Here is a 24,780-nt window from a genome sequence, read left to right as displayed (position 1 = left end):
GCATGCGGTCCCCTCAACCGATCGCCGAAGCTTTGAGCAGCTTGGCGATGTCTTTCTTGATCTTGTTCGGGTCCGCGTCCTTCGGGAAGCGCATCATCAGATTGCCCAGCGGATCGATCAAATACAGATGGTCGCTCGTCTTGCCGCCCGCCTCCACGGGCAACCACGCTTTCAGGGCGTCGTTATTGACGCGCAGCATGCTGGTGCCGTCGAATTCGCGCATCACGAGGGTGTCGAGCGGCTGCGCATCCGTCACCAGCCAGACCCGTTCCAGGCGTTCGCGCTCCTTGCCCTGCATGAGGCGTAGTTGTTGCATGTCAAACAATTGCTTCTTGCATGTTTCCTGGCAATCGGACGGTCCCGTTTGCAGCAGCACCCACTTGCCCTTGAACTGGGCCAGCGGCGCGGCCTTGCCGTCCAGTTCCGCCACCTGCAGCTGGGCTTCCGGTATCGGGTACAGACGGGGGTCGATCAGGGCGCCGTAGTTGTTGCGGCCCGTGGGCTTGATGATGTAATACGTGAAATACGAAGCGATGATGGGAAAGGCGCATACGGCCACCACAGCCAGCAGTTTCCACCGTCCTTGTACCTGCTTGTTGCTGCTGTCTTGCGTTGCTTCAGGGCTGTTTGTTTGCACGTCGAAATCCTGTAAAGACAAAAAATAGAAAAGCCATCAGTGCCAGTGCATACCACTGGAATGCATAGCCGCGGTGCTTGTCGGCGCCCAGGTCCGGCGCCGGCCAGTCGCGCACGGGAAGCTGGCTGGACGCTGGCGCCGTCACTCCGTCGACTGTTTGTTCAAGGATAAAAGGTTGCAAGGCCAGGCCACTGGCCAGGGCCAGCTGGCCGATATCGGCATTTTGCACGATGGCGTGCGGCGCCAGGGCCGGCGCCGTGCCCAGCTCCATCACATGGCCCGCATTCAGGCGCGCGATGCCGGCAATGGTGACGGTGCCCGTGGGCGTGGCGTAGTCGGGGATGCGCGTGCGCTCGGCATTGTTGCGCGGCAGCCAGCCCTGCGCCACCAGCACGTGCATCCGGGAACCGTCGATTTGAAATGGCGTGAGCACGTGGAAGCCCGCTTGCCCCTTGTAGGGGCGGTTGTCCAGGTACACCGTCCAGGCGGGAAGAAAATGGCCCGTGACGGTGACCCTGCGGTATTCGATCGCTTGCGCATCGGCCGGCGACAGGGGCGCGGCCGTCAAAGGCAGCGGTGCGGCCTGGTTGCCCGCTTCCAGGCGGGCGGCGCGGGCGACCTTCTCATCGCCACGGCGCTGCTGCCATTGCGCCAGGGATACGCCCAGCGCCACCAGTAGCAGCATTACAACAAATGGAATCCATCTAAAATGGAAGCGGATACGCATTACAATGAAACCTCCTCAAGCTTGGCGCTACCATCCATGAAAATCCTCGTTGCCATTGCCTTCATCCTGATCCTGGGCAGCCTGGGCTCGGCCCTGTTCTTCCTCATGCGCGACAAGGGCAAGAGCAACCGCACCGTGCAGGCGCTGGCCCTGCGCGTGGGCTTGTCGATCACCCTGTTTTTGCTGATCCTGCTGGCGCACAAGCTCGGCTACATTCAGCCCACTGGAATTCATTAACACCCGACATTGCCTGATTGGCAAATTCTTCATACTAAGAAAAAAGCCGTACCCAGGATGTCCCGGTACGGCTTTTTTTATGGTGCCGGCGCGCCTAACAACCACGCGCGCTCTGCCCCGCCATTATAACCAATACACGACCACGTACAGGCCCAGCCAGACGACGTCGACAAAATGCCAGTACCAGGCGGCGCCTTCGAAGCCGAAGTGGTGCTCGGGCGTGAAGTGGCCTTTCAATACGCGGTACAGGATGACGGACAGCATGATGGCGCCCAGGGTCACGTGGAAGCCGTGGAAACCCGTCAGCATGAAGAAGGTGGCGCCGTAGATGCCCGACGTCAATTTCAAATTCAGTTCGCTGTAAGCGTGGATGTATTCATACACCTGGAAGCCCATGAAGATGGCGCCCAGCACGATGGTGGCGAACAGGAACAGGGCCGTCATGGCGCGGTGGCCGGCGCGCAGCGCATGGTGCGAGATGGTCAGCGTGACACCCGACGTCAGCAGCAAGGCCGTGTTGATGGTTGGAATCCAGAACGGCGTCATGGTGGTGAATTCCTGCACCGTGCCGGCCGGGCCCGTATTGCCCCAGTGGGCGGCGAAATCGGGCCAGATCACCTTGTGGTCGAGGTCAGCCAGCCACGGCATGGAAATGCTGCGCGCATAGAACAGGGCGCCGAAGAAGGCGGCGAAGAACATGACTTCCGAAAAGATGAACCAGCTCATGCTCCAGCGGAAGGAGTGATCGATGCGCTCGCTGTACAGGCCCTGCTCCGATTCGCTGATGGCGTCGCCGAACCAGAAATACAGCACCAGCAGGATGCCGGCGATGCCCAGGTAGTTGACGTACGGGCCCCAGGAGACGTCGTTGACCCAGGCCGAGGCGCCGATCATGGTCAGCAGCAGGCTGGCGCCGCCCAGCATGGGCCAGCGCGACGGGCCGGGCACGAAATAATAGGGTACGGCGGCGTGGTTGGAACTCATCATCATCTCCTCAAAAACTTATAGGGTGGTTTTTTATAATTTATAAAACGACGAATTTAACAATTGAAATCAGGATGCCGATCAGGCAAGCCACCACCAGGAAGCCGGCGATGACGATGTGCACGGGATTGAGCTTGGCCGAATCCGTGTCGAAATCGCTCTTGCGGCGCAGCCCCGTGAATGACCACACGACGGCCCGCAGCGAATACAGGAACGACGCTTTTTCCGGTTTGGCGGATTCGCCCATGGCACTCTCCTATTGGACGGCCGGCGTCTGAGCCTGGCTCAGACCGGCAATCTCGAAAAACGTGTACGACAGGGTGATGGTCTTGACCTCTTTCGGCAGAGCCGGATCGAGGAAGAACACCACCGGCATCTGCCGCGCTTCCTTCGGTTTCAAGGTCTGCTGCTTGAAGCAGAAGCACTCGACCTTCTTGAAATGCGGCGTGGCGCTCTGCGGCGCATAACTGGGGATGGCTTGCGCATTGACGACGCGGTTTTGCGTGTTGACCACTTCATACATGACGGTCACCAGTTCGCCCGGATGCACTTGCATGCTCGACACGGTCGGGCGGAAGCGCCATGGCCCCTGCGCATTGCCATCGAACTCGACGGTGATGCTGCGCGTCGTGTCGACCTGCGTATTGTTGTCGTAGGCCACCGTGCCATCTTTTTGCGTCAGCACGTTGATGCCCATCACTTCGCAAATCTGCTTGTAGACGGGAATCAGGGCATAGCCAAAGCCAAACATCAGCACGGCAATGACGAGCAGCTTGCCCAGCATCTTGCGGTTCAGGCCGCGTGTTTCCTGTTGGTGGGGCGTCGTCACGACAGCCACAGCCGCTTGGCGAAGACGGACAGGAAGAAGAAGGCCGCCAGGGCCCCCAGTATCAGTCCCGTACGCAGGTTGTTCGGTTTCTTGCGCTCAGTTTTCACTTCGGTCATGGCAGGCACTCTATTCAAAGGGGCCGGCAGCGGCGCCGGCCCGTGACACTGGCATTACTTGAGGATGACTACTTGACGGTCGGCGGCGTTTCAAACGTGTGGAAAGGCGCCGGGCTCGGCACGGTCCATTCCAGGCCTTCCGCGCCTTCCCATGGTTTCGCCGGGGCAGCCTTGCCGCCGCGGATGGTCGGCAAGACGACGAAGAACAGGAAGTACACCTGCATCAGGCCGAAACCGAAGCCGCCGATCGAGGCGATCATGTTGAAGTCAGTGAACTGCGCCGGATAGTCGGCGTAGCGGCGCGGCATGCCGGCCAGGCCCAGGAAGTGCATCGGGAAGAAGGTCACGTTGAACGTGATCAGCGACAGCCAGAAGTGGATCTTGCCGCGCGTCTCGTTGTACATGTGGCCCGTCCATTTCGGCGACCAGTAGTAGAAGCCGGCAAACAGGGCAAACAGCGAACCGGCCACCAGCACGTAGTGGAAGTGCGCCACCACATAATAGGTATCCTGCAGCTGGATGTCGATCGGCGTCACGGCCAGGATCAGGCCCGTGAAGCCGCCCATGGTAAACACGAAGATGAAGCCCACCGAGAACAGCATCGGCGTTTCGAACGTCATCGAACCCTTCCACATCGTGGCGATCCAGTTGAACACTTTCACGCCCGTCGGCACGGCGATCAGCATGGTCGCGTACATGAAGAACAGCTGGCTGGTAACCGGCATGCCGGTGGTAAACATGTGGTGCGCCCAGACGATGAAGGACAGAATCGCGATCGAGGCCGTGGCGTACACCATCGAGGCGTAGCCGAACAGGGGCTTGCGGGCAAACGCGGGCAGGATCTGCGAGACGATGCCGAAAGCCGGCAAGATCATGATGTAGACCTCGGGATGGCCGAAGAACCAGAAGATGTGCTGGTACATGACGGGGTCGCCGCCGCCTGCCGCATTAAAGAAGGACGTGCCGAAATGGCGGTCCGTCAGGGTCATGGTAATGGCGCCAGCCAGCACCGGCATGACGGCGATCAACAGATACGCGGTAATCAGCCAGGTCCAGCAAAACATCGGCATTTTCATCAGGGTCATGCCAGGGGCGCGCATGTTCAGGATGGTAACGATGATGTTGATCGACCCCATGATGGACGAGGCGCCCATCAGATGCATGGCAAAAATGGCCATGTCCATGCCAGGGCCCATCTGCGTCGACAGCGGCGCATACAGGGTCCAGCCGGCGGCGGTGGCGCCGCCCGGCACGAGAAAGGACGTGGCCAGCAGCAGCGCGGCCGGTGGCAGCAGCCAGAACGAGAAGTTGTTCATGCGGGCAAACGCCATGTCGGATGCGCCCACTTGCAGCGGGATCATCCAGTTGGCATAGCCGACGAAGGCCGGCATGATGGCGCCAAACACCATCACCAGGCCGTGCATGGTGGTCAGTTGATTAAAAAATTCTGGGTGGAAAAATTGCAAGCCTGGATGAAACAGTTCCGTACGGATCATCAGGGCCAGCACGCCGCCCGACAGCAGCATGATGAACGAAAACCACAGGTACAGGGTACCGATATCCTTGTGGTTGGTGGCAAACAGCCAGCGGCGGTAGCCGGTCGGGTGGTCGTGGGCATGGTCGTGATCGTGACCGGCGTGGTCCAAGGTACTCGTGCTCGTGCTAGTACTCATCTGCGGCTCCTAATTACTTGCGTGCAGCCACGACTTCGGCTGGTTGAACGATGTTCTCTGCGGCCTTGTTCGACCAGGTATTGCGCGTGTAAGTGATCACTGCGGCAATTTCCGTGTCGGACAGCTGTTTCCATGCTGGCATTTCAGCGGGATACTTGCCGCTCTTTTGCCCGTTCAGCAACACATGGATCTGATCCGCTTTCGGACCGTTCACCACGGCCGAGCCATCCAGCGGCGCAAACGCACCTGGCACGCCCTTGCCTGTCGCCTGGTGGCAGACCACGCAGTTGGCCGCATACACTTTCTCGCCCTTGACCTTCAATTCATCGATGGTCCACACCTTGCTTGGATCATCAGCCAATGCCGCCATTTCCTTTTGTTTTACATCAACCCAGGCCTTGTAATCGTCGGCCGAGACAACCTTGACGACGATGGGCATGAATGCGTGTTCCTTGCCGCACAGCTCGGCGCAATTGCCGCGGAAGGTGCCGATATGGTCGGCCTTGAACCAGGTGTCGCGCACGAAGCCGGGAATCGCATCTTGCTTGACGCCAAAGGCGGGCACGGACCAGGCGTGGATGACGTCGTTGGCCGTCAGCACCACGCGGATCTTCTTGTTAACCGGCACGACGACTTCATTGTCGACTTCGATCAGGTAGTTTTCGCCCCGTTTTTCCGTCGGCGGCGCGCCCGGCGCACCCACTTGCGAGCGCGGCGTGGCCAGGTTGGAGAGGAAGGAAATGCCTTCGCCCTCGCCTTTCAGGTAGTCATAGCCCCATTTCCACTGCATGCCGGTGGCCTTGATGGTGATGTCGGCGTTCGACGTGTCCTTCATGCCGACGACCGTGCGCGTGGCAGGCAGGGCCATGCCGATGACGATCAGGAAAGGCACGACGGTCCAGGCGATCTCGACGGTGGTGCTTTCGTGGAAAGTGGCCGGTTTGTGGCCCAGGGACTTGCGGTGCTTGAAGATGGAATAAAACATGACGCCGAACACGGCCACGAAGATCACCAGGCAGATGATCATCATCAGGGTGTGCAAATCGTAGATTTCATGGGCGATCTGTGTCGCCGGCGGTTGCAGATTCATTTCGAACGGCACGGGACCGCCGGTGCCGGGATAGGTGCTGGCAGCCGGTGCCGCCGTGGCCCATCGCCCGATGCCAAACGCTGTCAAAGACAGCCCGAGCAGCAACGATTGAAGTCGCTTTGCATGTGTCATGTTTTCCCCAACCACCCAAAAATAATGATATTTTAAACGGCTGCGGACTTCTCCGTACTGGACCGCTGCCGCTCCTCCATGAAAGCAACACGGCCGGAATGCGGCCATGTGCGTCAAGCACCAGCGAATTCCATGCTGGCTGCGGCAGCAAAAACGGCGGCGCGCAACCATGCTGGAACCCTGTTTTTCTTCCCCACACTGAAATGGCCTCGTGTGGAAGATGGTTACTATACTAATGCAGTAACTTCGAATTAGTCTTGCTTTGTTTTTTTTATTTTGTATGCAGCCCTTGTTTTTTCTACTTAACAAGCTGACAAACAATCAACGATTATAATCAAGTAAACTTGAATCCATCAAGCAATAATCGGCTTTGTGCGCGCCCTTCTCCCGGCCGCCGCGCGCTTTGCAACGGTTGCTGCAACATCCATGCGCGGATGGCGACCAAGTGTCGGTTTCTTTATGCTTTTATTTAGGCTTGCGCGGTAAATCAAAGCGGATGATGGCTTCGCCATTGCGCGTCACGCGCGGTGCGGGACGGAAGGCGTGGCCATAGATCACCTCGAAACTCAGGCCCAGCTTGCCGTCGGGACGGCGCCTCTTTTCCAGCGCATCGAGCATGCGCTGCCAGGCCGCCTTGCCCATCAGGCCGCGCCGGCGCGTGGTCAGCGGGTTGCCGCCGAAGGCGCGCACGTCCGCCAGCAGTTTTTCCGCCGTGTCGTAGGTGACGGTGATGATTTCCATGTCCAGCACGGGCGTGGAAAAGCCCGTCTCGACGAGCATGTCGCCAAAGTCGTGCATGTCGACGAAGGGCAAGGCGTGCGGGTACAAGTCCGCCTCGGCGAAGGCGTCGCGCACTTCGCGGAAGGTGTCGGGGCCGAAACAGGAAAACATCAGCAAGCCGTCGAGGCGCAGCGCGCGCCGCCATTCGGCAAACACGCGGTCGGGCTGGGCATGCCAGTGCAGCGCCAGGTTGGACCACACGAGGTCGATGCTGCCCTGCGCCAGCGGCAGGTCGCCCAGGTCGCCGCACAATAAATCCACGCCCGCCTTGGCCGGCAAGAGTTTGCTGAGGAACTGGTTCAGGCTGGCCAGTTTCGACGCGGGCGCGCGCGCCGCCTGCATCATCGCTTGCGCTGCATCGAGACCGATAATCTGCGCCGCGGGATAATCCTTTTGCAACTGCGCCAAATCCGCGCCGGGGCCGCAGCCCGCGTCGAGCACACGGTGCGGCGTGATTTTCACCAGCTCCAGGCGCTCGTGCATGCGTGCCGACACTTCGCGGCGCAGGAAGTCCGACGGCGCGACGCGCGCCGGACGGGAAAAGAAATCGCGTACTTGCACCGCATCGATGGGCGCACTCATTTTGGGCGGACTGGTGGGAACTGGCATGTTGAATCGGGTGAGGTGAGATAATGTCGGCAGTGTACATGGAACGACGCCATCGCGATGCGGACCGCCACCCGGCACCGCCTTGACGCCGCCTGGCAAGCGCTGCGCCTGTGGCTGGGCGCCACGGTGCTGCCCGCCCAGTGCGCGCTGTGCGGCATGGGCTGCCCGGAAGTGCTGTGTTCGCCCTGCCGCGCCCAATATCTGACGCAAGGACGCCCCCGTTGCCGCCAGTGCGCCAATCCGCTCGACGATGCGGCGCTGCTGTGCGGACGCTGTTTGCGCCAGCGGCTCGCGTATGACGCCACCGTCACGGCGTTTGATTATGCGGCGCCGGTCGACCAGTTGCTGCTGCAGCTGAAATTCGGTGCGCGCCTGGCGCTGGCACCCCTGTTGGCAGAACTGCTGTATGTTGCCATTCAGCAACAGCAAGCGTGGGAAGCGCCGCAGCTGCTGTGTCCCGTGCCGCTGGGCCCGGCCCGGCTGGCCGAACGGGGTTTTAACCAGGCGCTGGAAGTTGCCCGTCCGCTGGCGCGCCTGCTGGACGTACCTTTACAGCCGCGCCTGGCGCTGCGCGTGCGCGAAACCCGGGCGCAAAGCGGCGTGGCGCCGCAGGAACGGCAAGCCAACCTGGCGCACGCGTTTGCCATCGCGCCCGAACATGGGGCTTTGTTGCAAGGATGCCATGTGGGCATCGTCGACGACGTGATGAGCAGCGGCCATACCGTCCACGCGCTGGCCACCGCCTGCAAGAGCGCAGGGGCGGCCAGGGTCAGCATCCTGGTCGTGGCGCGCACCCCGCCGCACTAGAACCGCATCAGATTCGCTATATATATGAGGAGAGCATTTTGTTTCACGTTGTTTTGGTAGAACCTGAAATCCCGCCCAATACGGGCAACGTCATCCGCCTGTGCGCGAACACGGGCGCGCAGCTGCACCTGGTCGAACCGCTGGGCTTTCCGCTCGACGATTCCAAGATGAAGCGCGCCGGCCTCGATTACCACGATTACGCCAACATGAAGGTGCACAAGAACTGGGCAGCGTTCCTGGCCGACACCCAGCCCGACCCGGCCCGCATGTTCGCCATGACGACGCGCGGCTCGCGCCCGTTCGGCGACGTGGCCTTCCTGCCCGGCGACGTGTTCGTGTTCGGCTCGGAAACAAAAGGCCTGGACCCGGCCCTGCGCGACGGCTTTCCGGCCGAACAGCGTATCCGCCTGCCGATGCGCCCGGATAACCGCAGCTTGAATCTGTCGAATACGGTGGCCGTCGTCGTGTATGAAGCGTGGCGCCAGCACGGATACGCCGGTGGCGCGTAGCTGACACCTCACCCAGTCTACTGCGCGGCGCGCTTTGCGGCCGGCGATGCTCGCGCTACTAAAGTAGCGCTGCGCTTCCCGGCCACAAATCATCGCCGCTCGCTACGACTGGATGAGATGTTGAGACTCCTGCAATCTTCCTTTACCGCTGCGCCAATTGCTGCGCTACGTCGCTATTGTCGTCCAGCATCACCAGCTGCGTGCGCAAGTCGCGCGTGGCGGCCAGCTTGCCGTTCACGTACAGATTCGTCTTGACGCCGTACACGCCTTGCGACACGCCGGCCGGCAAGGTCAGCTCGAACGAGTTTTCAAAGCGCCCGCCCGACTTGTTGCTGCTGGCCAAGGCTTTCGAACCGGACTTGAACGGCTGGCCTTGCGGATCGAGCACCACCAGTTCTTCGCGCACGTCGTTGACGCTTTGCGCGCTGCCGTTGACCAGCTCCACCACGGAATTGACCTTGAACGGCTGGCCGCGTTTGACGGTCGACGCGCTCAGCTGCGGCGTGTACGACACCACTTGCGGCTCGCGCGGCAGCGCGCCGCGCGTACGGATGTAGTCGCGGTCCGCCTGCGCCGCCGTCTTGGTCTGGCGCGAATTGACATTGATGGCCAGGCAACCGGCCGCCGCCAGGCCGCCGCCGATGGCGGCCCCCTTCAGCGCGCCATTCTTGCCGCCCGCCAGCGCACCCAGCAATGCACCCACGGCCGCGCCCGCAGCGGCCGTCGCGCCCACGCTGCACGGGTCCTCATCCGTGGCCGCATGGGCGCCACCTTGCGGATAGGAACTGTCCTGCCGCACGCCGTTCGGGCTCATCGGCGCCGTGGCGCAGCCGGCCAGCATGGCCGCGATGGTCAGCGCAGCGGCCGTCCGCAAGGTGGTGTGATTCAGCATGGTGACTCTCCAGATGACTAATTGATCGTTGTTTCCGTCTGCAGCACTTGCCGTTCGCGCTCGCGGATGCGGCGCGACAGATTGTCGATGCGCGCATTGCCCGGATCGACGCGGCGCGCGCTTTCCAGATACGTCTTGGCCGCATCGAACTTACCTTCCAGCAAAGAACGCTCGGCATCGCGCAAGAACGCTTGCGCCATCTCGCCGCGCATGGCCGCGCCGCTGTCGACGGGCGCCGTTTCCTGTGGGCGGCGTTCAGCCACCGCTGTTCGTTCGACCGCGCGCGCGGGCGCCGGTTCCGTGGGCACGACGCGGGCCGGTGCCGTTTCCACCGGTGCCGGGACCGGTGCGACAACGGACGCGGGCGCCGACAGCGCCTGCACCTCGGCCCTCAACTGCGGCAATTCCGCCGCTTCGCGGTCGATGGCTTCCAGCCTGGCAATGCCATTGCCGGCCGCCGTCGCATCCTTGCCGTCCAGCGCCTGGCGCACGCCCACCAGCACGGACGCGGCAGCCGCCTGCTGGCGCGCCAGCTGCTTGCGCAGGGAATCCACGCTGGCAGCGCCCGCGCAATCGGCGTCGAGCGCGGCGATGCCCCTGGCCGCGCTTTGCAATTGATGGCCATCAATATGGCGTTCGATGGCGCGCACGCCCCGCTGGCAACTGCCCGATGCGGCGCCGGCCTTGCCGATCGCCGCCTGCAAATCGTCCGCCTTGGCGCTGGACTTGCCCGTGCATACATTCTTGGCCGTCGCCAGCTTTTGCCGGGCGCCGTCCAGGCTGCCATTTGCCACCAGCTTCAAGCCGCTGTCGATGGCGTCGTTGCAAGCCGATTCATTCTTGCCGCCCGGCTTGCCATTCATGTAGACGATGACGGCCGCCAGCACAGCGGCGGCGCCCAGCCAGCGCAACCATTTGCGCGGCGGTGGCGGCGGCACCGGTGTTGCCGGGGCAGGCGCCGGTGGAAGCACAGGCGCGGGCACGGGCTTCGGCGCCGCTTGCGGCGGTACCGGCTTGGCTGGCGGTACTGGCACCGGCTTCGGCGGCGCTTTCGGCGCAGGCGCAGGCGTCACCGGCACGGGCGGCGGCTTGGGTGCCACTGGCGGCGCTACCGGCGCAGGCGCGGGCATAGGCGTGGGGGCGGCCAGCGGCGGCGGCACGGCCGCGGCTGGCTTGGCAGCGCCCGCCATGGCGTGACCGCAGTACGGGCAATGGCTGACAACGGTCCACAGGCCCGTCTTGCATTTGTTGCAGATATCCAAAACTAATCCTTCATTCCAACGTCATTCCAGCGTTCACAAGGGCGGCGGCATCAACGGTGGCGGCGCGCCGAGGAACAAGGGCGCCAGTTCGGGGAACTGGGCCAGGTCGGCCCAGGCCGGCAAACCGGCGCGCCACACCTTGGTCGTGGCTGGCACCACTTGTCCCGCCTGCACGTACTGCACGATCTGCTGGGCCGTGAACGGTCCCTGCTGCTGGCCGTTGATGCCCAGGAAGTACTGGTATTCCACCAGCGGCGGCGGCATGCCGCCCAGTGGTGGCGGCGCCATGCCGAACGCGGCCGCCGCCGGCGCAGCCGCCGCGCCGGCCGGACGCAGCAATTGCTCCAGGCGCCCCGCTTCCAGCATTTCAGGCTTGATCGCATACTTCAGGCGTGGCTGGCCGTCCGCTTCCGGTTCGCGCACTTCCCAGTCGTAGGCATCGCTATCGGAGTCGCCGATGACGTTGGCCCACTCCTTCAGCCGTCCCAGCAAGGCTTGCACCGTGCGGTCGAGCTCATCGCTGGCCATGCCCTTGCGGCGCGCCGACTCGCGCAGGCGCGTGCCCACTTCCGCGGAAATGGCGCTGCCAAAGCCGATGTAGGGCAGCTGCGAGCCATCGGCCTGCGCCACCAGCTTGGGCGCATACACGCCCCGCTCGTAGTATTTTGCCAGCGCCGCCATGGCCGCCGTCTGCACGGCGTCAAGCGCCGTCAATTTTTCTTCGATGCGCAAGGCGATATTTTTCTCGTACGAAGCGGGCATGCCGTTCTGGCGGATGGCCCGTTCGTTGCCGATGCGGCGCAAGTCACCCGGCTCGACGGCAAACTGGTACTGGCCCGGCGGCACGACGCGGCCCGTGTGGCGCGTCAGCACGCCCAGCATGATCGCTTGCAGGAATTCGCCGAAGTCTTCCGCCAGGCGCTTCATCTCGTCCGTGTTCGGCGCGATCGGGTGCGTGAATTGCGTTGGATCAATGTGCGTGTGGGTCGGCGCCTTGTCGTTGTCGCCTTCCTTGCGGTAACTGGTGCGCCAGCCTTCCAGGCCGCGCAGCACCGTCATCGGCACGCCGGCCAGTTCGCAATAGCAGACGGCGCGCCCGCGGATGCCCGTTTCGACAATTTCCAGCTGGCTCACCGTGATGCCCACCTGGGTCGGCACGCACGATTCGAGCTCGGCGCCGAACTTCGCCTTGAAGGCGGCCGCATTGGCCACGCCGATCACGCACTTGAACTGGTCCGACACGACCGTGAAGTCGCCCGCCATATTGGCGTCGATCCACGGCATGGAGCAGGCCAGCAGCTTGCGGAAGCGGTCCAGGCGTTCGGACACATCCATCTGTTCCAGCGCCTCGAACAACGGGTCGGGCGTGCTCGTCGCCCCTTCCGCCAGGCCGGCAGTAGCGATCATGTTTTCCGCCATGCGCGTAACCTTGGCCAGGATCAAGGCCCGTTGCGCCGGTTCGCCCAACATGGGGAACAGCGCTTTCGAGCCGCCCATGTCCTTGAACGCTTCATCGGCCCACTGGCGCAAGGTGGCCGCCGACGGCAGCGCGATGTCTTTTTCCGTGACGGGAATGACGATCAGGGTCGCGTGTTCCTTGTCCAGGTCCTTTTGCAGGATGGTATTGGCCGTTTTCAACTCCGTCAGCATGGCCAGCACGCCTTCGCGGCCCGATTGCAGCTCGCCCACCAGGCCATTCCACTGGGCGCGGCCTTGCGCATCGACGCCGACCCGGTTGCCCAGCCAGCGCGACAGCTCGCCCAGCAGGAGGACGGACTCGTCTGCCGCCTTGGCGCGCAAATGGAATTTCAGCGCATTCGCCATTTCCGTGCGTAAATGGTCCATCACCACGCCCGCCTGCTTTTCGCCATTGCTGAGGAAACCGAAGGTGCTGCGCGTCTGTTCCAGGTTGTTCAACAGGCGCTCGTATTCGCGCGAGCGCACGGCTTCCTTGATTTCACGGTAGCGCTCGGCATTGTTGCCGATTTGCGCCGTCAAGCCGCTGCCCGGCGCCTCGATGCGGTCCTTGATCTGTTCCACCAGCGACAGCACGTATTCCAGGCCGCCGAATTCTTTATTATCAAGATAGCCATATAGCTGGTCGCGCACGACTTTCTTGACGTCTTCCAGCACTTCGCGGCGCCGCTTGCTGATGCGGTCTTCCGTCGTGTCGGCCGTGGAATCCTGGTCGCGCACGGCGTCGCGTTCCAGATGCTTCATGGCGTCGCGCACCTGCGCCGGCCATTCGCTGCGGTCGAAACCCGTGCGGATATCGTTGATGCGCGTATTGACGCGGTTTTCCACGCCGGCCAGCAAGTGGCCGTGGCGGTCTTCCAGCAATTCGTCGACGACGCGGAAATCGATGAAGTCGCCGCTGGAGCGCTTCAGTTCGATGCTCTTGTCGGAAAACTCGGGGAAATCGCTGAACGGCGTGCCCTTCAGGAACATATTAGCGGCGAGGAAATTATCGCGTTGCGTATCCGTGGCCCGGTTGGCGCCCGCATCCGTGCCGCCCACGCCAAAGAACGCTTGCAGCATGGCGCCGGCCCAGCGGTGGGCCCGCTCGTCGCGCGCCGCTTCCTGGCGCGTATCGAGCACGGCCATGCCGAACGAGGAAAAGCGTTTCGAAAAATACAGGCGCATGTCGCCGAAGCGGTCTTGCGGCACGGGCGCGTTGTACAGCGAATTCTTGTGCTGCGCCTGGTTGACGGCGATCGAGCGCTTGGCGCGCGCGAAGTCGGCCGAGGCAAAATCCTCGAACAGCGAATCGGCCACCATGTGGTAGACGTCGCTGACATCCTTGGTGTGCTGCTGGGCAAGATTGCCCGAATCGATCAGGTAAACCTCGCTGTACGGCTCGCGCGTCAATTCCGGGCGGTCATACGCATCCCAGCGGCCCACATAGCCCTTGTTGCCCATCATCGCCGATTCCAGCTCCATCAGCGCCGCGTAGCCGTTGGCCTCGACCCGGTCCTTGTTGGCCTTGGTGTAGCCGGTAGGCAAGAACAGCATCAGCTCCACGTCGGCCGCGCCCACTTCGCTGCGCGCCAGCCAGCGCGCCAGCAAGCCCATGTCGAGGAAGGAACCGGAACCCGTGCCGCCCGCGACGGAACCGACGATGACGATGCGGAAACGGTTCGTTTCCATGCGCAAACCCAGTTCGGCCAGCTGGCGCTCATGCGACAGGCCCGCCTTCAGGGCTTTCAGTTTCAAGCGGATCTTGTCGCGGATCTTCGCGTACTTGTCAAAGAAATACAGGCGCGACACGGCGCGGATCTGGCCGGCGCCGCTGCTCATGTCGAAACGCAATTCACGGATGCGCTGCGGCGTCAAGGGCAGCCATTCCTTGATGTGCGGATATTTCTCCAGAGAATCCTCATCACGGCTGTACTTGTCCATGTCGAACGATTCGACCACCTTGTCGTCATCCGTGAACTTCACCTGGTCGAACTGCAAGTCCTTCGCCTGCGACTCGCCGCTTTCGATCACGGCGCCATTGTCGAGGTCGAAATGGATGAATTGCGCGATGGGAAAGTCCGCCAAGCCCTCGATGCGCGTGCGGTTGCCCGCGCCGCCCCACAGGGTGTTGAGGATGCGCCGACGCACGCGCATCAGCACCTGCATGCCCGTGCCGCCGATGCCGATGAACAGGGTCGGGCGCAGTTCGATGATCTTGTCCTGCTTGCGCTCGCTGGCGCCGCCGGTGATGGTTTGGTTCAGGTTCTCTGCCATGGTGATTCCTTCGATGATGCGTGCAACGGCGTGTTCTTAGCGGCGGCTGGAAGTAAAGGTCAACAAGAGTGCAACGAGGCCCACCAGCACCAGCGGGCCCATGAACAGTGGCGCAAGGAATTTATGCGCATTCACGGCGGCCAGCACGACACCCGTCGCCAGGCTGGCCAGGAAGATGAACAGCCACCAGCCCGAGGCGTTGGCCTTGTTCGGCGGCACGCGCTTGGCCACCAGGCCATTCGCATAGGCATTCTTGGCAAAGAAAAAGGCGATGAACAGCAACAACAGCACCACGCCGCCGACCAGGGTGTCGCGCGACGAGGTATCGGTCGTGCCGGCAGCGTCAAACGCGGGCGCAGCTTCGGTCGTTGCGGTGGCGGCGCTGGCCGCGGCGGGCGGCGCCGACGCCGGGGCCGTTACCGGGGCCGGCAAGGTGAAACCTGCATTGTCTTTCGGAGTGTCTTGCGCCATGGTATGCCTCTGTTAAATGGAAGGAATTTTTAAGGAATCTGTGTTCAGGCCAGGGTCAAGGCATGGCCTTCGGCCACGCGCACGACGGACGGCTTGCCCAAGCCACGCTTGAGTTCGCCAATGTCGCGGCCGTCATCGTCGCGGATCTGCACGCTTTTAAATGGCTTTAATAACACTTGCCGCTGCACGCCGTCGGCCATCACCTTGTAGCGCGTGGCGCGCGTGCTGACCAGGCCCAGCGCCAGCAAGCCCAGCACGAGCGCCAGCACGCCGCCCAGTATCACCAGCACGGGCAGCAGCGGATACTGGATGCGCACCAGCAGCGGTATCGTCGCCTGCGACGCGCGCACGCTGTCGGGCGGCGTAAACATGCCGGAAATCGGGTCGCCAGGGAACAGTTCCTGCAAATCCTTGCCGAAGCTGGACGCCAGCGCCAGCCGCTGTTCCGACAGGCCCACCTGCGCCTGCATCGGCAGCAGCACCTGCTTGCCCATGGCGGCGATCGCCTGCGCCGACCACGGCGACGGAATTTGCGCCATCGGCAGCGCGAACTGCACTTGCACGGACTGGCTGGCGCCCGGCTGCAGCTGGCGGATTTGATCTGGCGCAACGTGCAGCGGCGCGTTCTGCCCGGCCAGGCTGGCGTGCACCCTGGCGCTGTCGATCACGTACGGGAAAAACATGTTTTGCAAGGATGCCTGCAGCACCACTTGCGGCACCAGGTTCGCCGCATCGACGTCGAGCACGATGGTGCGCCCGTCGCGGCCCAGGCTGGCGTGTACGTTGGCGCTGTTCTTGACGGACTGGGGCACGATGCGCACGGCATCCTGGTCCACCGGTTTCAATCGCGCGGGCGGACGCGTCAGCACTTGCGACAGCCGCCCTTCGGCCAGGATGCGGGTCAAGGCCTCGGATGCCGGCTGGCCATACGCGAGCGCATACACCATCAAGCCCTTGGCGCTGTACAGCTTGCCCTGCACGGGCATGCGCAGCGGAAACACCACCGTCTTGGTGATCGACGGTTCCAGGTGCAGCAGGCGGTAAAAATCGCGGTTGCGCTCGGCCGTCTGGCTGTCGTTGTTCGGGCTGTTCTTGTTATTGGTAAAGATCCACACGATGCCGGACGCGGACTGGAACGGGCCCGTGATGGTTTTTGTCACGGCTTCCTGGAAATCCGTGTCGGCCAGCGCGCCGCCGGCGCCCTTGCGCGCCAGGCCCAGGCTGGCCAGCTGGCCCGCCACGCCGGCGCCGCCCTGCCCTTGTCCCAGCAGCGACGGCGACACGTGCGCGCCGCTGCTCTGGCTGAAGGCCAGGGTATACACTTTATCGGACGGGTTTGTGGCAGCCTGCGCCACGGCGCCCACCAGGGCTTTCAGCTGCGAGTGTTCATCCGTGTAAAACGGCTCCATCCAGCCCGAATTCTGCACGAGGAACGCTTGCTGGATGCCGGCGGCCTGCACGCTGGCGCTGGCGAAGGCGAGGAAGGCGGCGCCGGCCGCGATCAGGACGCGCGCTTTCATGCCTGCAAGGCCCAGCCATCGATACGCGACAGCAGCGGGTGGTAAGCCCACAGCGTACCTTCATGCACAAACAGGCGCACGCGCCACGGTTCGCTGACGGCAAAGGTATGGAACACGTTTTCGCGCAATTCGTCGTCCTGCACCAACTGGGCCGCCAGGCGATCGTTCGAGCGCAGCACGCTCGACAGGCCGGCGCTGGTGGCAAACTTCACGCCGAAGACGCTGTTGCCCACACTCGATTCCAGCAGCGGCATGACGGCCTGGTTCTTGCCGCCGTCGTCGCCATGTTCCGGCTCTTCCCACGGCGCCGTTTTCAGCTTGGTGGCGAAGCGGTAATTGAAGCTGCCCGAGCACAGGCGCGGCGCCAGCGCGTCGGCCCGTTCGGACTGCGCGCCCAGTTTCACGTAGACATAGGTGCCACGGCTGCGCTCGAAGCACAGCTGCCACAGGCCGCCGTCGCGCGACACGTAGGGGCTGCCGAATTCGAAATGCGGCACCAGTCCTTCTGGCCAGGGCGTAAACGAGGCGGCCACGTTGCCGTCCGGCTGCAATTGCAGGCGCAGCTGGCCGTTGGCGCACGGCCACACGGCCATGCGGTTGTAGGCGACGGGCGCGCTGACGGTGCCCAGGTCAACCACGCCGTCGAGCAGCACGTCGCTGCCCGGCTTTTGTTGCGCATCAAGATTGACGAAGCGGAGGCGGCCATCGTCGTCGCGCAGCGGCGCCCACAGACGGCTCTGGAACCAGACTGGCGCGGCCGCGCACGGCGCGCCGCCCACATGCTCGACCACATAGGTCAGCGACGGCACGTCGGGACGGATGCAGGCCAGGCCATGGCTGGTCGGCAAGACCAGCACGCTGTTGAACTCCGGCACCAGCTCGGCGCGCCAGGCGCCGTGGGCCAGGTCCGATTCGGCCAGCAAGCTGCCATAGTCGGGGTCCAGCGCCAGCCAGCGTTTCGAGGCGGGAAGCCAGGCGTGCAAGACGGCCTTGCGCGGGTCGAGCGCCAGCAGCGCGGGCGCGCTGGTGCCGAACTGGGCGGAAAAGAATTCGTATTCGCCGGGCGGCGGCATGGGCAGCGAGACATCGGCCTGCGCATGCTCTTCGCGCGCGCGCTGGTCCGCCAGTTTCAGGGGCGCGCTGGCCTGGCGCAGGCCGGCCGGGCCCGTTGGCGGCACGTCGCTGACGGGAGATGCGCCGTAGGGCGGCACCCAGGGCGGCGTGGCGGAGGTAGCAGGCGGCACTTGCAAGGCCGCGCCCGAGGCGGGGTCGAACGCAAATTCAGGCGGAAACTGGCGCACGGGCGCACCGGCGGCTGCGGGCAGGCGCCGCGCATGCATCAGCTTGCCGATATCGGCATGGCTCACCAAGGGCGAGACGTTCTGACCGTCCGCGCTGCGCTGCATGGTCCACGCGCCCTCGTCATCCACGTGCCAGGCGCCGGAAGGCAGTGGCCAATCCCCAGAAGTTTTATGATCCATTTATTTTCTATGACTAGCAATGCATTCAGACGGTGTAACGTGCTGGGGCTGACGAAACGAAGTCGCAGCCCTGGCAGTTCTCATAGTAACGTCTTTTTATCTGTATGGAAACATTGACGAGCCTCCTCAGCCTTGCTGCGTCCGCACTTTCGTCAACAGCTTGGTGGTCGAGCGGTCATGCTCGAAATCGATGGCCACGGCCTGGCCGCCATACGCCAGCACGGCCTTGCCTTCGGGAATGGCCGCCATGTCATAGTCGCCGCCCTTGGCATAGATTTCCGGTTCGATATCCTGCACCACTTCCAGGGCGCTGTCTTCCGAGAACGGCACGACCAGGCTCACCGCTTCCAGCGCGGCCAGCACGGCCATGCGGTCTTCGCAGCTGTTCAGGGGACGGTCATCGCCCTTGCCCAGGCGTTTCACCGAGGCATCGGTATTCACGGCAACGATCAGCGAGGCGCCCAGCGCGCGCGCCTGCGCCAGGTAGGTCACGTGGCCGCGGTGCAAAATGTCGAACACGCCGTTCGTCACTACCACCGGTTTCGGCAGGGCCGCGGCGCGGGCGCGCAATTCGTCGCGGCCGCACAGTTTGTTTTCAAAATCAGGCATGGATATCTCTGGTTGGGTTAAATGGGGTCACGCCATGGTCGCACTCAGGCGTGGCTATCGCCTTGGATGCCGCCGGCATCCCGGCGCCAGGCATCGATCAGGGCCACGACGGCCGGTTCCAGGGTCTCTTCGGCGATGCGATCTTGCCGGTAGTAAATCATCAGCGCATACACGCCGGCCAGGCGGCTGACGGGCGGCGACAGCGCATATTCGTTGCCGCGCGCCGGTTGCCTGGCACGCCAGTAATTGATCGCCGCTTCCAGCGCCTGCATCCGCAGTTCCATCGCCATCTCCCTTCGACGCCCGGTCCCGCATTATAGGGGGCGATCCGCTACAATACGCCATCGGCGCCACAGTTTCACGTTTGCGCCACCTTTCATTCATTGCAAGTAAGTACTTCCTGTGTTTCAATCAACCTATGACACTGACTGAACTGAAATATATCGTTGCAGTCGCGCGAGCGAAGCACTTCGGCCACGCCGCCGAAGCCTGCTTCGTTGCCCAGCCCACCCTGTCAGTGGCCATCAAGAAACTCGAAGACGAATTGGGCGTGGTCCTGTTCGAACGGGGCGGCGCGGAAATCTCCGTCACGCCCCTGGGCGCGCAGATCATTGCGCAAGCCGAGCGCGTGCTGGAACAGACGGCCGCCATCAAGGAACTCGCCAAGCAAAACAAGGACCCGCTGGCCGGCCCCCTGCGCCTGGGCGTGATCTACACGATCGGCCCCTACCTGCTGCCGCCCCTGGTCAAGGCCATGATAGACCAGGTACCGCAGATGCCCTTGATCTTGCAGGAAAACTTCACGGTTCGCCTGCTCGAACTGCTGCGCCAGGGCGAACTGGACGTGGCCATCATGGCCCTGCCCCTGCCCGAACACGGCATGGCCATGCAGGAACTGTATGACGAACCGTTCGTCGTCGCCATGCCGCGCCAGCATCCATGGACGGCGCGCGAGAAAATCGCCGCGCAAGACTTGAAATCGGAAACCATGCTGCTGCTGGGCAATGGCCACTGTTTCCGCGACCAGGTGCTGGAAGTGTGCCCCGAAATGGCGCGTTTTTCCTCGCCCGGCAACGGCATGCAGCGCACGTTTGAGGGTTCCTCGCTGGAAACCATCCGCCACATGGTGGCCAGCGGCATCGGCCTGACGGTCTTGCCGCGCGCCTCCGTCGCCAATATGCACGCCACCGACGGCATGCTCGAATACCGGCCCTTCGCCGCCCCCGTGCCCTCGCGCCGCGTGGTCATGCTGTGGCGCAAGAGTTTCACGCGCAAGGCCGCCATCGACGCCCTGTGCGCGGCCATCGCCAGCTGCAACTTGCCGGGCATTACGCCGCTGTGCGAGGACGAAGACTAGCGCCCCAGGCGCAAAATAGTACATTTACATACTATTTGCGATAATCGACCTTTCTCTTCAACAAGATCGAGTCTTCCATGAACAAGCTGGCGCTGTATTTCCGCCTGATACGGCTGGACAAGCCTATCGGTACCGTATTGCTGCTGTGGCCTACCCTGTGCGCGCTGTGGCTGGCGCAGCAGGGCGTGCCGGACTGGCGGCTGCTGCTCATCTTTACCCTCGGCACTTTCCTGATGCGCTCGGCAGGCTGCGCCATCAATGACTACGCCGACCAGGATATCGACAAATTCGTCAAGCGCACGGCCGAGCGTCCCATCACCAGTGGACGCATCAGCGGTAAGGAAGCGCTGGCCGTGGCCGGCGTGCTGACCGTGCTGGCCTTTTGCCTGATCCTGCCCCTCAACGCGCTGACCAAGCAGCTGTCCGTGGCCGCCGTCATCATCGCCGGCACCTATCCCTATTTCAAGCGATTCTTTGCGATTCCGCAAGCGTATCTCGGCATCGCCTTCGGCTTCGGCATTCCCATGGGCTTTGCCGCCATCACGGGTTCCGTGCCCATCGTCGCCTGGCTGCTGCTGCTGGGCAATGTCTTCTGGGCCGTGGCCTACGATACGGAATACGCGATGGTCGACCGCGACGATGACTTGAAGATCGGCATCAAGACCTCGGCCATCACCTTTGGCCGCTACGACGTGGCCATCGTCATGGCCTGCTATGCCGTTTTCCTGCTGCTGTGGCTGGCATGCGGCTGGTATCTGGGCTTGCGTTACTGGTTCGTCGCGGGCTTGCTGGTGGCGGCCGGCTGCGCCGTTTATCACTACACCTTGATCCGCGCACGCGAGCGTATGCCGTGTTTTGCGGCATTCCGGCATAATAACTGGCTAGGAGCGGCGGTATTTGCGGGCGTGGTACTGGACTTTGCTTTCCGTTAAGCAATGACCCTTGCGCCGCGGTAGCCCTTGAGGCGGCGCAAGACAAGCCTGGCCGCAGCTGCCTACACTGGTATTTCACTGTGCAGTTTCACTTCCATGAGGTAATACATGAGCTCGATACATACCGGAAAATCCAGCAGCGACAGCATCCTCGCCGACGCCGACAAGGCCCGCGACAAACTGGTCGGCGACTTGAAGACCGTCATCGATGAAGCGGAAGGCTGGCTCGATGGCGCCAAGGATCAGACGGGCGAGAATGTCAAAGCCGTCAAGGACAAGTTCATCGCCACCCTGGAAACGGCCAAGAAAGACTTGATCAAGCTGGAAGAAGACTTGCTCGAACGCACCAAGAAGGCGGCCAAGGCCACCGACGAATACGTGCAGGACAATCCCTGGAAAGCCGTGGGCGCGGGCGCCGTCGTCGGCGTGCTGTTCGGTCTGCTGCTTTCCTCGTCGCGCCGCTAGATTGTAACGACGCGGTACCGACGGCGCAGGCCGTCACCTGACGCGAAAGGCAGCATATGGCTATCTTGCACCATGTCGCCCAAGTCGCAGCGACCCTCGCCGCCATCGTCCAGACCCGTCTGGCCCTGGCGGCCGTGGAAATGGAAGAAGAGTCGCTGCGCTTCCTGTCCTATCTGGCGCTGGCCATGCTGGCACTGTTGTGCCTGTTTGTCGGCCTCGTCTTGATCGTGTTCCTCGTCATCGTGCTGTTCTGGGATACGCACCGCATCGCCGCCATCGCCATCACGGCCGCCGTCTTCATCGTCGCCGCCATCGCCACCCTGCTGGGCGTGCGCGCCAGTTTCCGCAGCAAGCCGAAACTGCTTTCTTTTACACTTTCCGAACTGAACAAAGACCTGGACGAGCTGCAATTGCTGGCGCGCCGGGGATCGGAGCGGCCATGACCACGCACCCCACCAAATTGTCCAGCGTCCACACGGCCGCCAGCCTGGCGCAGCGGCGCGACGCGCTGCTGGCCGAATGCGCGCTGCAGCGCCTGGCCCTGGGCGTGCAGACGCGCCAGTTGCTGGAACCGCTGACGGGCGGCAATCTGCGCCACACCCTGGCCACGCGCTTTAAAATTCCCCTGATGGTGGGCGGCGCCGTGCTGGGCCTGGCATTGGTGCGTCCGCGCCGCATCCTGCCGCTGCTGCGGGCCAGCGGCGCGCTGCTCAAGCACGCCACCACCGCCATGCCCGTCCTGCTGGCGCTGGCGCAGCGTTTCAGCAAGAAAGAAACGCCGTCATAAAATATTTTGACCCGGCTGCATCCAAATGGCAGACCCATGCGTAGTAATGGTATCAACCAGCCGGTTGAGCCAACTACCAGGAGTTCGCCATGCTTGCCTTCACCGCCCCACGCCACGCCGTTCCCGCCCTCGCTGTGCTGGGCGCCGCCCTGCTGCTGAGCGCTTGCGCCCCCATGAGCGCGCGCTATTCGCAGGAACAATTACCGAACGCCGTCAAGGTGCCCGATGGCCACCAGGTGGCCATGCAGACCGTGGGCGTAGGCAAGATCGCCTACGAATGCAAGGCCAAGAAAGACATGACGGGCCATGAATGGGTTTTCGTGGGACCGGACGCGGCCTTGAACGACCGCAGCGGCATGCAGGTGGGCACGTATGTCGGTCCACCGGCCACCTGGGCCAACCTGGACGGCTCGAAAGTGACGGCGACGCAAGTGGCCGTGGCGCCGGCCGGCGCGGGCAATATCCCGTACCAGCTGGTGAAGGCCAATCCGGCCACGGGCAGCGGCGCCATGCAGGGCGTCAGCTACATCCAGCGCGTGGCCACCAGCGGCGGCGTGGCGCCAAGCAGCCCCTGCGGCATGGAAAGCATCGGCGCCAAGCAATGGGTGCCCTATCAAGCCGACTACATCTTCTGGAAAGCCGCATGAGCACACCTATCAAAACCTGCTGCGCGTCGTGATAGGCGGCCTGCGATGCTCACCGTACTAAAGTACGGTTGCGCTTCTTAGCCACCTCTCCCTTCCGCTCGCTACGGTTTTGTTAGGCGTTGTAAAACAGGAAAACAACGGTTGGCAAGCGGGTTTCTGGCCTATACTCGGCCTTGAAAACTTGCTAACCGTTTACTCTTGACGATTGCGCCAACCTTGCCAGCCCAAGCCGCCACCTACGATTACGATGCCGCCCTGCGCGCCTGCGCCAGGGGCGAGCAGCAGGCATTGCATGGCCTGTACCAGCAGGAAAGCCGCTACCTGCTGGGCGTGGCCCTGCGCATCGTGCGCCAGCGGGCCCTGGCCGAAGACGTGCTGCACGACGCCTTCCTGAATATCTGGCGCCGCGCCGGCAGTTTCGACGCCACGCGCGGCAGCGGCAAGGGCTGGATCTATGTGGTGGTGCGGCACCAGGCGCTGGACGTGGCGCGCGCCCGCGCCCATGAAGTACCGGCCGACGAGGATACCGTGGAAAACCTGCTGCACGAACGCCACAGCCACGATGCGGGCGAGACCTATGCCGACCAGGCGAACCTGGGCAAGCTGCACGATTGCCTCGGCCACCTGGACGAATCGAAGCGCAACAGCATCCTGTACGCCTACGTCGATGGCTGTTCCCACAGCGAAATCGCGCAGCGCCTGCAAGCGCCGCTGGGCACCGTCAAGGCATGGGTCAAGCGGGGCCTGGCCGCCTTGCGGGAGTGCATGGGATGATCAACGGCGACGAGGAATTGCACAGGCTGGCCAGCGAATACGTGCTGGGCACCCTGGAGCTGGTCGAACGGGCGGACGTGGAACAGCGCTTGCCGCGCGACGAAGCCTTGCGCGACGCCGTCGAAGCCTGGGAACGGCGCCTGCTGCCCTTGACGACCCTGGCGCCGCCCGAAACGCCCTCCGCGCAACTGTGGCCGCGCATCAGCGCCAGCCTGTTGACGCCTTCAGCCGTGCGGCAGGCGGGCGGCTGGCAAGCGTGGTGGAACAGCCTGGCGTTCTGGAGAATGCTGGCGGGCGGCGGCTTGGCGGCCACGGCCGCGCTGGCCGTGCTGGTCAGCGTGCAACTGCAAACACCCAGCGGACCCGGCTACCTGGTGGTGCTGGTGGCGCCGCAGGATAAATCGCCGGGCTGGATCGTGCAGGCAGGCGGACGCGGCGGCAAGAACCGCGACCTGAGCCTGATCCCGCTGGGGCCGACGGCCGTGCCGCAGCAAAAGGCCCTGCAATTCTGGACCAAGGGCAAGGACTGGGGTGCGCCCGTCTCGCTGGGCCTGGTCAAGCCGGGGCAAAGCCTCAAGTTGACATTGGACAAGCTGCCGCCGCTGCAGCCGGAGCAACTGTTTGAAATCACCCTGGAACCGGCAACGGGCTCGCCCACGGGCCGGCCGACGGGGCCGGTTTTATACATCGGCCGCGCCGTCAAGGTCATGTAATTACTTGA

At 63.2% G+C, this 24,780-nt stretch carries 28 protein-coding genes; 11 read left to right on the top strand and 17 right to left on the bottom strand.

Annotated elements, in window-relative coordinates:
• Positions 1–13: 13 nt before the first annotated feature.
• Both NCG91_RS21020 and NCG91_RS21015 read right to left on the bottom strand, forming a co-directional pair.
• Positions 14–637 (bottom strand): SCO family protein, encoded by a 624-nt coding sequence (locus tag NCG91_RS21020; RefSeq protein WP_251351054.1) that lies wholly within the window; start codon positions 635–637, stop codon positions 14–16.
• A complete protein-coding gene (locus NCG91_RS21015) occupies positions 618–1,364 on the bottom strand; it encodes an SURF1 family protein (protein ID WP_251351053.1) in 747 nt (248 codons plus the stop codon). Before NCG91_RS21015 ends, NCG91_RS21020 begins: the two co-directional genes overlap by 20 nt.
• Positions 1,365–1,400: 36 nt before the next feature.
• On the opposite strand from NCG91_RS21015, the gene NCG91_RS21010 reads away from it, so the two are divergent.
• Positions 1,401–1,601 (top strand): twin transmembrane helix small protein, encoded by a 201-nt coding sequence (locus NCG91_RS21010; protein ID WP_034748996.1) that lies wholly within the window; start codon positions 1,401–1,403, stop codon positions 1,599–1,601.
• Between the two features lie 123 nt (positions 1,602–1,724).
• On the opposite strand, the gene NCG91_RS21005 is transcribed toward NCG91_RS21010, so the two are convergent.
• The 7 genes from NCG91_RS21005 to NCG91_RS20975 form a co-directional block, all read right to left on the bottom strand.
• Positions 1,725–2,585 carry a cytochrome c oxidase subunit 3 gene (locus NCG91_RS21005; RefSeq protein ID WP_099665459.1) on the bottom strand — a complete coding sequence of 287 codons (861 nt, stop codon included), beginning with the start codon at positions 2,583–2,585 and terminating at the stop codon, positions 1,725–1,727.
• 40 nt (positions 2,586–2,625) lie between these two features.
• Positions 2,626–2,832, bottom strand: coding sequence for a DUF2970 domain-containing protein (locus NCG91_RS21000; RefSeq protein WP_077399736.1), 207 nt, complete (start codon positions 2,830–2,832; stop codon positions 2,626–2,628).
• Between the two features lie 9 nt (positions 2,833–2,841).
• Positions 2,842–3,414, bottom strand: coding sequence for a cytochrome c oxidase assembly protein (locus tag NCG91_RS20995; protein WP_099409817.1), 573 nt, complete (start codon positions 3,412–3,414; stop codon positions 2,842–2,844).
• Positions 3,411–3,530: a cytochrome oxidase small assembly protein gene (locus NCG91_RS20990; protein WP_218965284.1), complete on the bottom strand. Its 120-nt coding sequence runs from the start codon at positions 3,528–3,530 to the stop codon at positions 3,411–3,413. The genes NCG91_RS20995 and NCG91_RS20990 overlap by 4 nt, the downstream gene beginning before the upstream one ends.
• A gap of 68 nt (positions 3,531–3,598) precedes the next feature.
• The gene (ctaD, locus tag NCG91_RS20985) at positions 3,599–5,203 is read right to left on the bottom strand and encodes a cytochrome c oxidase subunit I (protein ID WP_219330106.1); all 1,605 of its coding nucleotides are present in this window, start codon (positions 5,201–5,203) and stop codon (positions 3,599–3,601) included.
• Positions 5,204–5,216: 13 nt separating this feature from the next.
• The gene (gene coxB / locus NCG91_RS20980; protein ID WP_099665461.1) at positions 5,217–6,425 is read right to left on the bottom strand and encodes a cytochrome c oxidase subunit II; all 1,209 of its coding nucleotides are present in this window, start codon (positions 6,423–6,425) and stop codon (positions 5,217–5,219) included.
• A 465-nt stretch (positions 6,426–6,890) separates the two neighbouring features.
• Positions 6,891–7,814: a methyltransferase domain-containing protein gene (locus NCG91_RS20975; protein ID WP_251351052.1), complete on the bottom strand. Its 924-nt coding sequence runs from the start codon at positions 7,812–7,814 to the stop codon at positions 6,891–6,893.
• Positions 7,815–7,871: 57 nt separating this feature from the next.
• Here NCG91_RS20975 and NCG91_RS20970 point away from each other — a divergent pair, with 57 nt between their 5' ends.
• Positions 7,872–8,621, top strand: a complete 750-nt coding sequence (locus NCG91_RS20970; RefSeq protein ID WP_251351051.1) for a ComF family protein — start codon at positions 7,872–7,874, stop codon at positions 8,619–8,621.
• A gap of 38 nt (positions 8,622–8,659) precedes the next feature.
• Positions 8,660–9,130 carry a tRNA (uridine(34)/cytosine(34)/5-carboxymethylaminomethyluridine(34)-2'-O)-methyltransferase TrmL gene (gene trmL, locus NCG91_RS20965; RefSeq protein WP_099665463.1) on the top strand — a complete coding sequence of 157 codons (471 nt, stop codon included), beginning with the start codon at positions 8,660–8,662 and terminating at the stop codon, positions 9,128–9,130.
• Between the two features lie 142 nt (positions 9,131–9,272).
• On the opposite strand, the gene NCG91_RS20960 is transcribed toward trmL, so the two are convergent.
• The 8 genes from NCG91_RS20960 to NCG91_RS20925 all read right to left on the bottom strand — a co-directional run bounded on the left by NCG91_RS20960 (position 9,273) and on the right by NCG91_RS20925 (position 19,381).
• Positions 9,273–10,022 (bottom strand): hypothetical protein, encoded by a 750-nt coding sequence (locus NCG91_RS20960; RefSeq protein ID WP_251351050.1) that lies wholly within the window; start codon positions 10,020–10,022, stop codon positions 9,273–9,275.
• Positions 10,023–10,039: 17 nt separating this feature from the next.
• Positions 10,040–11,284: an NADH-quinone oxidoreductase subunit E gene (locus tag NCG91_RS20955; RefSeq protein ID WP_251351049.1), complete on the bottom strand. Its 1,245-nt coding sequence runs from the start codon at positions 11,282–11,284 to the stop codon at positions 10,040–10,042.
• A gap of 33 nt (positions 11,285–11,317) precedes the next feature.
• Positions 11,318–15,016, bottom strand: coding sequence for a tubulin-like doman-containing protein (locus NCG91_RS20950; RefSeq protein WP_251351048.1), 3,699 nt, complete (start codon positions 15,014–15,016; stop codon positions 11,318–11,320).
• A gap of 36 nt (positions 15,017–15,052) precedes the next feature.
• A complete protein-coding gene (locus tag NCG91_RS20945) occupies positions 15,053–15,487 on the bottom strand; it encodes a hypothetical protein (protein ID WP_251351047.1) in 435 nt (144 codons plus the stop codon).
• Positions 15,488–15,531: 44 nt separating this feature from the next.
• On the bottom strand, positions 15,532–17,007 hold the full coding sequence (locus NCG91_RS20940; RefSeq protein WP_251351046.1) for a hypothetical protein: 1,476 nt from the start codon (positions 17,005–17,007) through the stop codon (positions 15,532–15,534).
• Positions 17,004–18,488, bottom strand: a complete 1,485-nt coding sequence (locus NCG91_RS20935) for a hypothetical protein (protein WP_251351045.1) — start codon at positions 18,486–18,488, stop codon at positions 17,004–17,006. The genes NCG91_RS20940 and NCG91_RS20935 overlap by 4 nt, the downstream gene beginning before the upstream one ends.
• Positions 18,489–18,614: 126 nt before the next feature.
• The gene (rfaE2, locus tag NCG91_RS20930) at positions 18,615–19,097 is read right to left on the bottom strand and encodes a D-glycero-beta-D-manno-heptose 1-phosphate adenylyltransferase (protein WP_251351044.1); all 483 of its coding nucleotides are present in this window, start codon (positions 19,095–19,097) and stop codon (positions 18,615–18,617) included.
• A gap of 44 nt (positions 19,098–19,141) precedes the next feature.
• Positions 19,142–19,381, bottom strand: coding sequence for a DUF3717 domain-containing protein (locus NCG91_RS20925; protein ID WP_077399697.1), 240 nt, complete (start codon positions 19,379–19,381; stop codon positions 19,142–19,144).
• 134 nt (positions 19,382–19,515) lie between these two features.
• Here NCG91_RS20925 and NCG91_RS20920 point away from each other — a divergent pair, with 134 nt between their 5' ends.
• The 8 genes from NCG91_RS20920 (at position 19,516) to NCG91_RS20885 (ending at position 24,772) form a co-directional block, all read left to right on the top strand.
• Entirely contained in the window at positions 19,516–20,454 is a 939-nt protein-coding gene (locus tag NCG91_RS20920) for a hydrogen peroxide-inducible genes activator (protein WP_099665470.1), read from the top strand.
• Between the two features lie 77 nt (positions 20,455–20,531).
• Positions 20,532–21,386: a 4-hydroxybenzoate octaprenyltransferase gene (ubiA, locus tag NCG91_RS20915; RefSeq protein WP_251351043.1), complete on the top strand. Its 855-nt coding sequence runs from the start codon at positions 20,532–20,534 to the stop codon at positions 21,384–21,386.
• 108 nt (positions 21,387–21,494) lie between these two features.
• The gene (locus NCG91_RS20910) at positions 21,495–21,851 is read left to right on the top strand and encodes an ElaB/YgaM/YqjD family protein (RefSeq protein ID WP_099665471.1); all 357 of its coding nucleotides are present in this window, start codon (positions 21,495–21,497) and stop codon (positions 21,849–21,851) included.
• Positions 21,852–21,907: 56 nt separating this feature from the next.
• On the top strand, positions 21,908–22,294 hold the full coding sequence (locus NCG91_RS20905) for a phage holin family protein (RefSeq protein WP_251351042.1): 387 nt from the start codon (positions 21,908–21,910) through the stop codon (positions 22,292–22,294).
• Positions 22,291–22,638, top strand: a complete 348-nt coding sequence (locus tag NCG91_RS20900) for a hypothetical protein (RefSeq protein WP_077399688.1) — start codon at positions 22,291–22,293, stop codon at positions 22,636–22,638. Before NCG91_RS20905 ends, NCG91_RS20900 begins: the two co-directional genes overlap by 4 nt.
• Positions 22,639–22,727: 89 nt before the next feature.
• Positions 22,728–23,285, top strand: coding sequence for a DUF3455 domain-containing protein (locus NCG91_RS20895; RefSeq protein ID WP_099665472.1), 558 nt, complete (start codon positions 22,728–22,730; stop codon positions 23,283–23,285).
• A gap of 216 nt (positions 23,286–23,501) precedes the next feature.
• Positions 23,502–24,059: a sigma-70 family RNA polymerase sigma factor gene (locus tag NCG91_RS20890; protein WP_251351041.1), complete on the top strand. Its 558-nt coding sequence runs from the start codon at positions 23,502–23,504 to the stop codon at positions 24,057–24,059.
• The gene (locus tag NCG91_RS20885) at positions 24,056–24,772 is read left to right on the top strand and encodes an anti-sigma factor (RefSeq protein ID WP_251351040.1); all 717 of its coding nucleotides are present in this window, start codon (positions 24,056–24,058) and stop codon (positions 24,770–24,772) included. Before NCG91_RS20890 ends, NCG91_RS20885 begins: the two co-directional genes overlap by 4 nt.
• Positions 24,773–24,780 lie beyond the last annotated feature (8 nt).

Source organism: Janthinobacterium kumbetense, assembly GCF_023703445.1.
In the GTDB taxonomy this organism is placed as follows: domain Bacteria; phylum Pseudomonadota; class Gammaproteobacteria; order Burkholderiales; family Burkholderiaceae_D; genus Janthinobacterium; species Janthinobacterium kumbetense.
The sequence above is the reverse complement of the archived record's forward strand: the minus strand, read 5'-3'. Positions and strand labels throughout refer to the sequence as shown.

What these genes read in the sequence shown, in the direction of transcription:
- NCG91_RS21015 (WP_251351053.1), bottom strand. Translation starts at nt 1,364, where the DNA reads ATGCGTATCCGCTTCCATTTTAGATGGATTCCATTTGTTGTAATGCTG.
- NCG91_RS21010 (WP_034748996.1), top strand. Translation starts at nt 1,401, where the DNA reads ATGAAAATCCTCGTTGCCATTGCCTTCATCCTGATCCTGGGCAGCCTG.
- NCG91_RS21005 (WP_099665459.1), bottom strand. Translation starts at nt 2,585, where the DNA reads ATGAGTTCCAACCACGCCGCCGTACCCTATTATTTCGTGCCCGGCCCG.
- NCG91_RS21000 (WP_077399736.1), bottom strand. Translation starts at nt 2,832, where the DNA reads ATGGGCGAATCCGCCAAACCGGAAAAAGCGTCGTTCCTGTATTCGCTG.
- NCG91_RS20990 (WP_218965284.1), bottom strand. Translation starts at nt 3,530, where the DNA reads ATGACCGAAGTGAAAACTGAGCGCAAGAAACCGAACAACCTGCGTACG.
- ctaD (WP_219330106.1), bottom strand. Translation starts at nt 5,203, where the DNA reads ATGAGTACTAGCACGAGCACGAGTACCTTGGACCACGCCGGTCACGAT.
- coxB (WP_099665461.1), bottom strand. Translation starts at nt 6,425, where the DNA reads ATGACACATGCAAAGCGACTTCAATCGTTGCTGCTCGGGCTGTCTTTG.
- NCG91_RS20975 (WP_251351052.1), bottom strand. Translation starts at nt 7,814, where the DNA reads ATGCCAGTTCCCACCAGTCCGCCCAAAATGAGTGCGCCCATCGATGCG.
- NCG91_RS20970 (WP_251351051.1), top strand. Translation starts at nt 7,872, where the DNA reads ATGCGGACCGCCACCCGGCACCGCCTTGACGCCGCCTGGCAAGCGCTG.
- NCG91_RS20960 (WP_251351050.1), bottom strand. Translation starts at nt 10,022, where the DNA reads ATGCTGAATCACACCACCTTGCGGACGGCCGCTGCGCTGACCATCGCG.
- NCG91_RS20950 (WP_251351048.1), bottom strand. Translation starts at nt 15,016, where the DNA reads ATGGCAGAGAACCTGAACCAAACCATCACCGGCGGCGCCAGCGAGCGC.
- NCG91_RS20945 (WP_251351047.1), bottom strand. Translation starts at nt 15,487, where the DNA reads ATGGCGCAAGACACTCCGAAAGACAATGCAGGTTTCACCTTGCCGGCC.
- NCG91_RS20940 (WP_251351046.1), bottom strand. Translation starts at nt 17,007, where the DNA reads ATGAAAGCGCGCGTCCTGATCGCGGCCGGCGCCGCCTTCCTCGCCTTC.
- NCG91_RS20935 (WP_251351045.1), bottom strand. Translation starts at nt 18,488, where the DNA reads ATGGATCATAAAACTTCTGGGGATTGGCCACTGCCTTCCGGCGCCTGG.
- rfaE2 (WP_251351044.1), bottom strand. Translation starts at nt 19,097, where the DNA reads ATGCCTGATTTTGAAAACAAACTGTGCGGCCGCGACGAATTGCGCGCC.
- NCG91_RS20925 (WP_077399697.1), bottom strand. Translation starts at nt 19,381, where the DNA reads ATGGAACTGCGGATGCAGGCGCTGGAAGCGGCGATCAATTACTGGCGT.
- NCG91_RS20920 (WP_099665470.1), top strand. Translation starts at nt 19,516, where the DNA reads ATGACACTGACTGAACTGAAATATATCGTTGCAGTCGCGCGAGCGAAG.
- ubiA (WP_251351043.1), top strand. Translation starts at nt 20,532, where the DNA reads ATGAACAAGCTGGCGCTGTATTTCCGCCTGATACGGCTGGACAAGCCT.
- NCG91_RS20910 (WP_099665471.1), top strand. Translation starts at nt 21,495, where the DNA reads ATGAGCTCGATACATACCGGAAAATCCAGCAGCGACAGCATCCTCGCC.
- NCG91_RS20905 (WP_251351042.1), top strand. Translation starts at nt 21,908, where the DNA reads ATGGCTATCTTGCACCATGTCGCCCAAGTCGCAGCGACCCTCGCCGCC.
- NCG91_RS20900 (WP_077399688.1), top strand. Translation starts at nt 22,291, where the DNA reads ATGACCACGCACCCCACCAAATTGTCCAGCGTCCACACGGCCGCCAGC.
- NCG91_RS20895 (WP_099665472.1), top strand. Translation starts at nt 22,728, where the DNA reads ATGCTTGCCTTCACCGCCCCACGCCACGCCGTTCCCGCCCTCGCTGTG.
- NCG91_RS20885 (WP_251351040.1), top strand. Translation starts at nt 24,056, where the DNA reads ATGATCAACGGCGACGAGGAATTGCACAGGCTGGCCAGCGAATACGTG.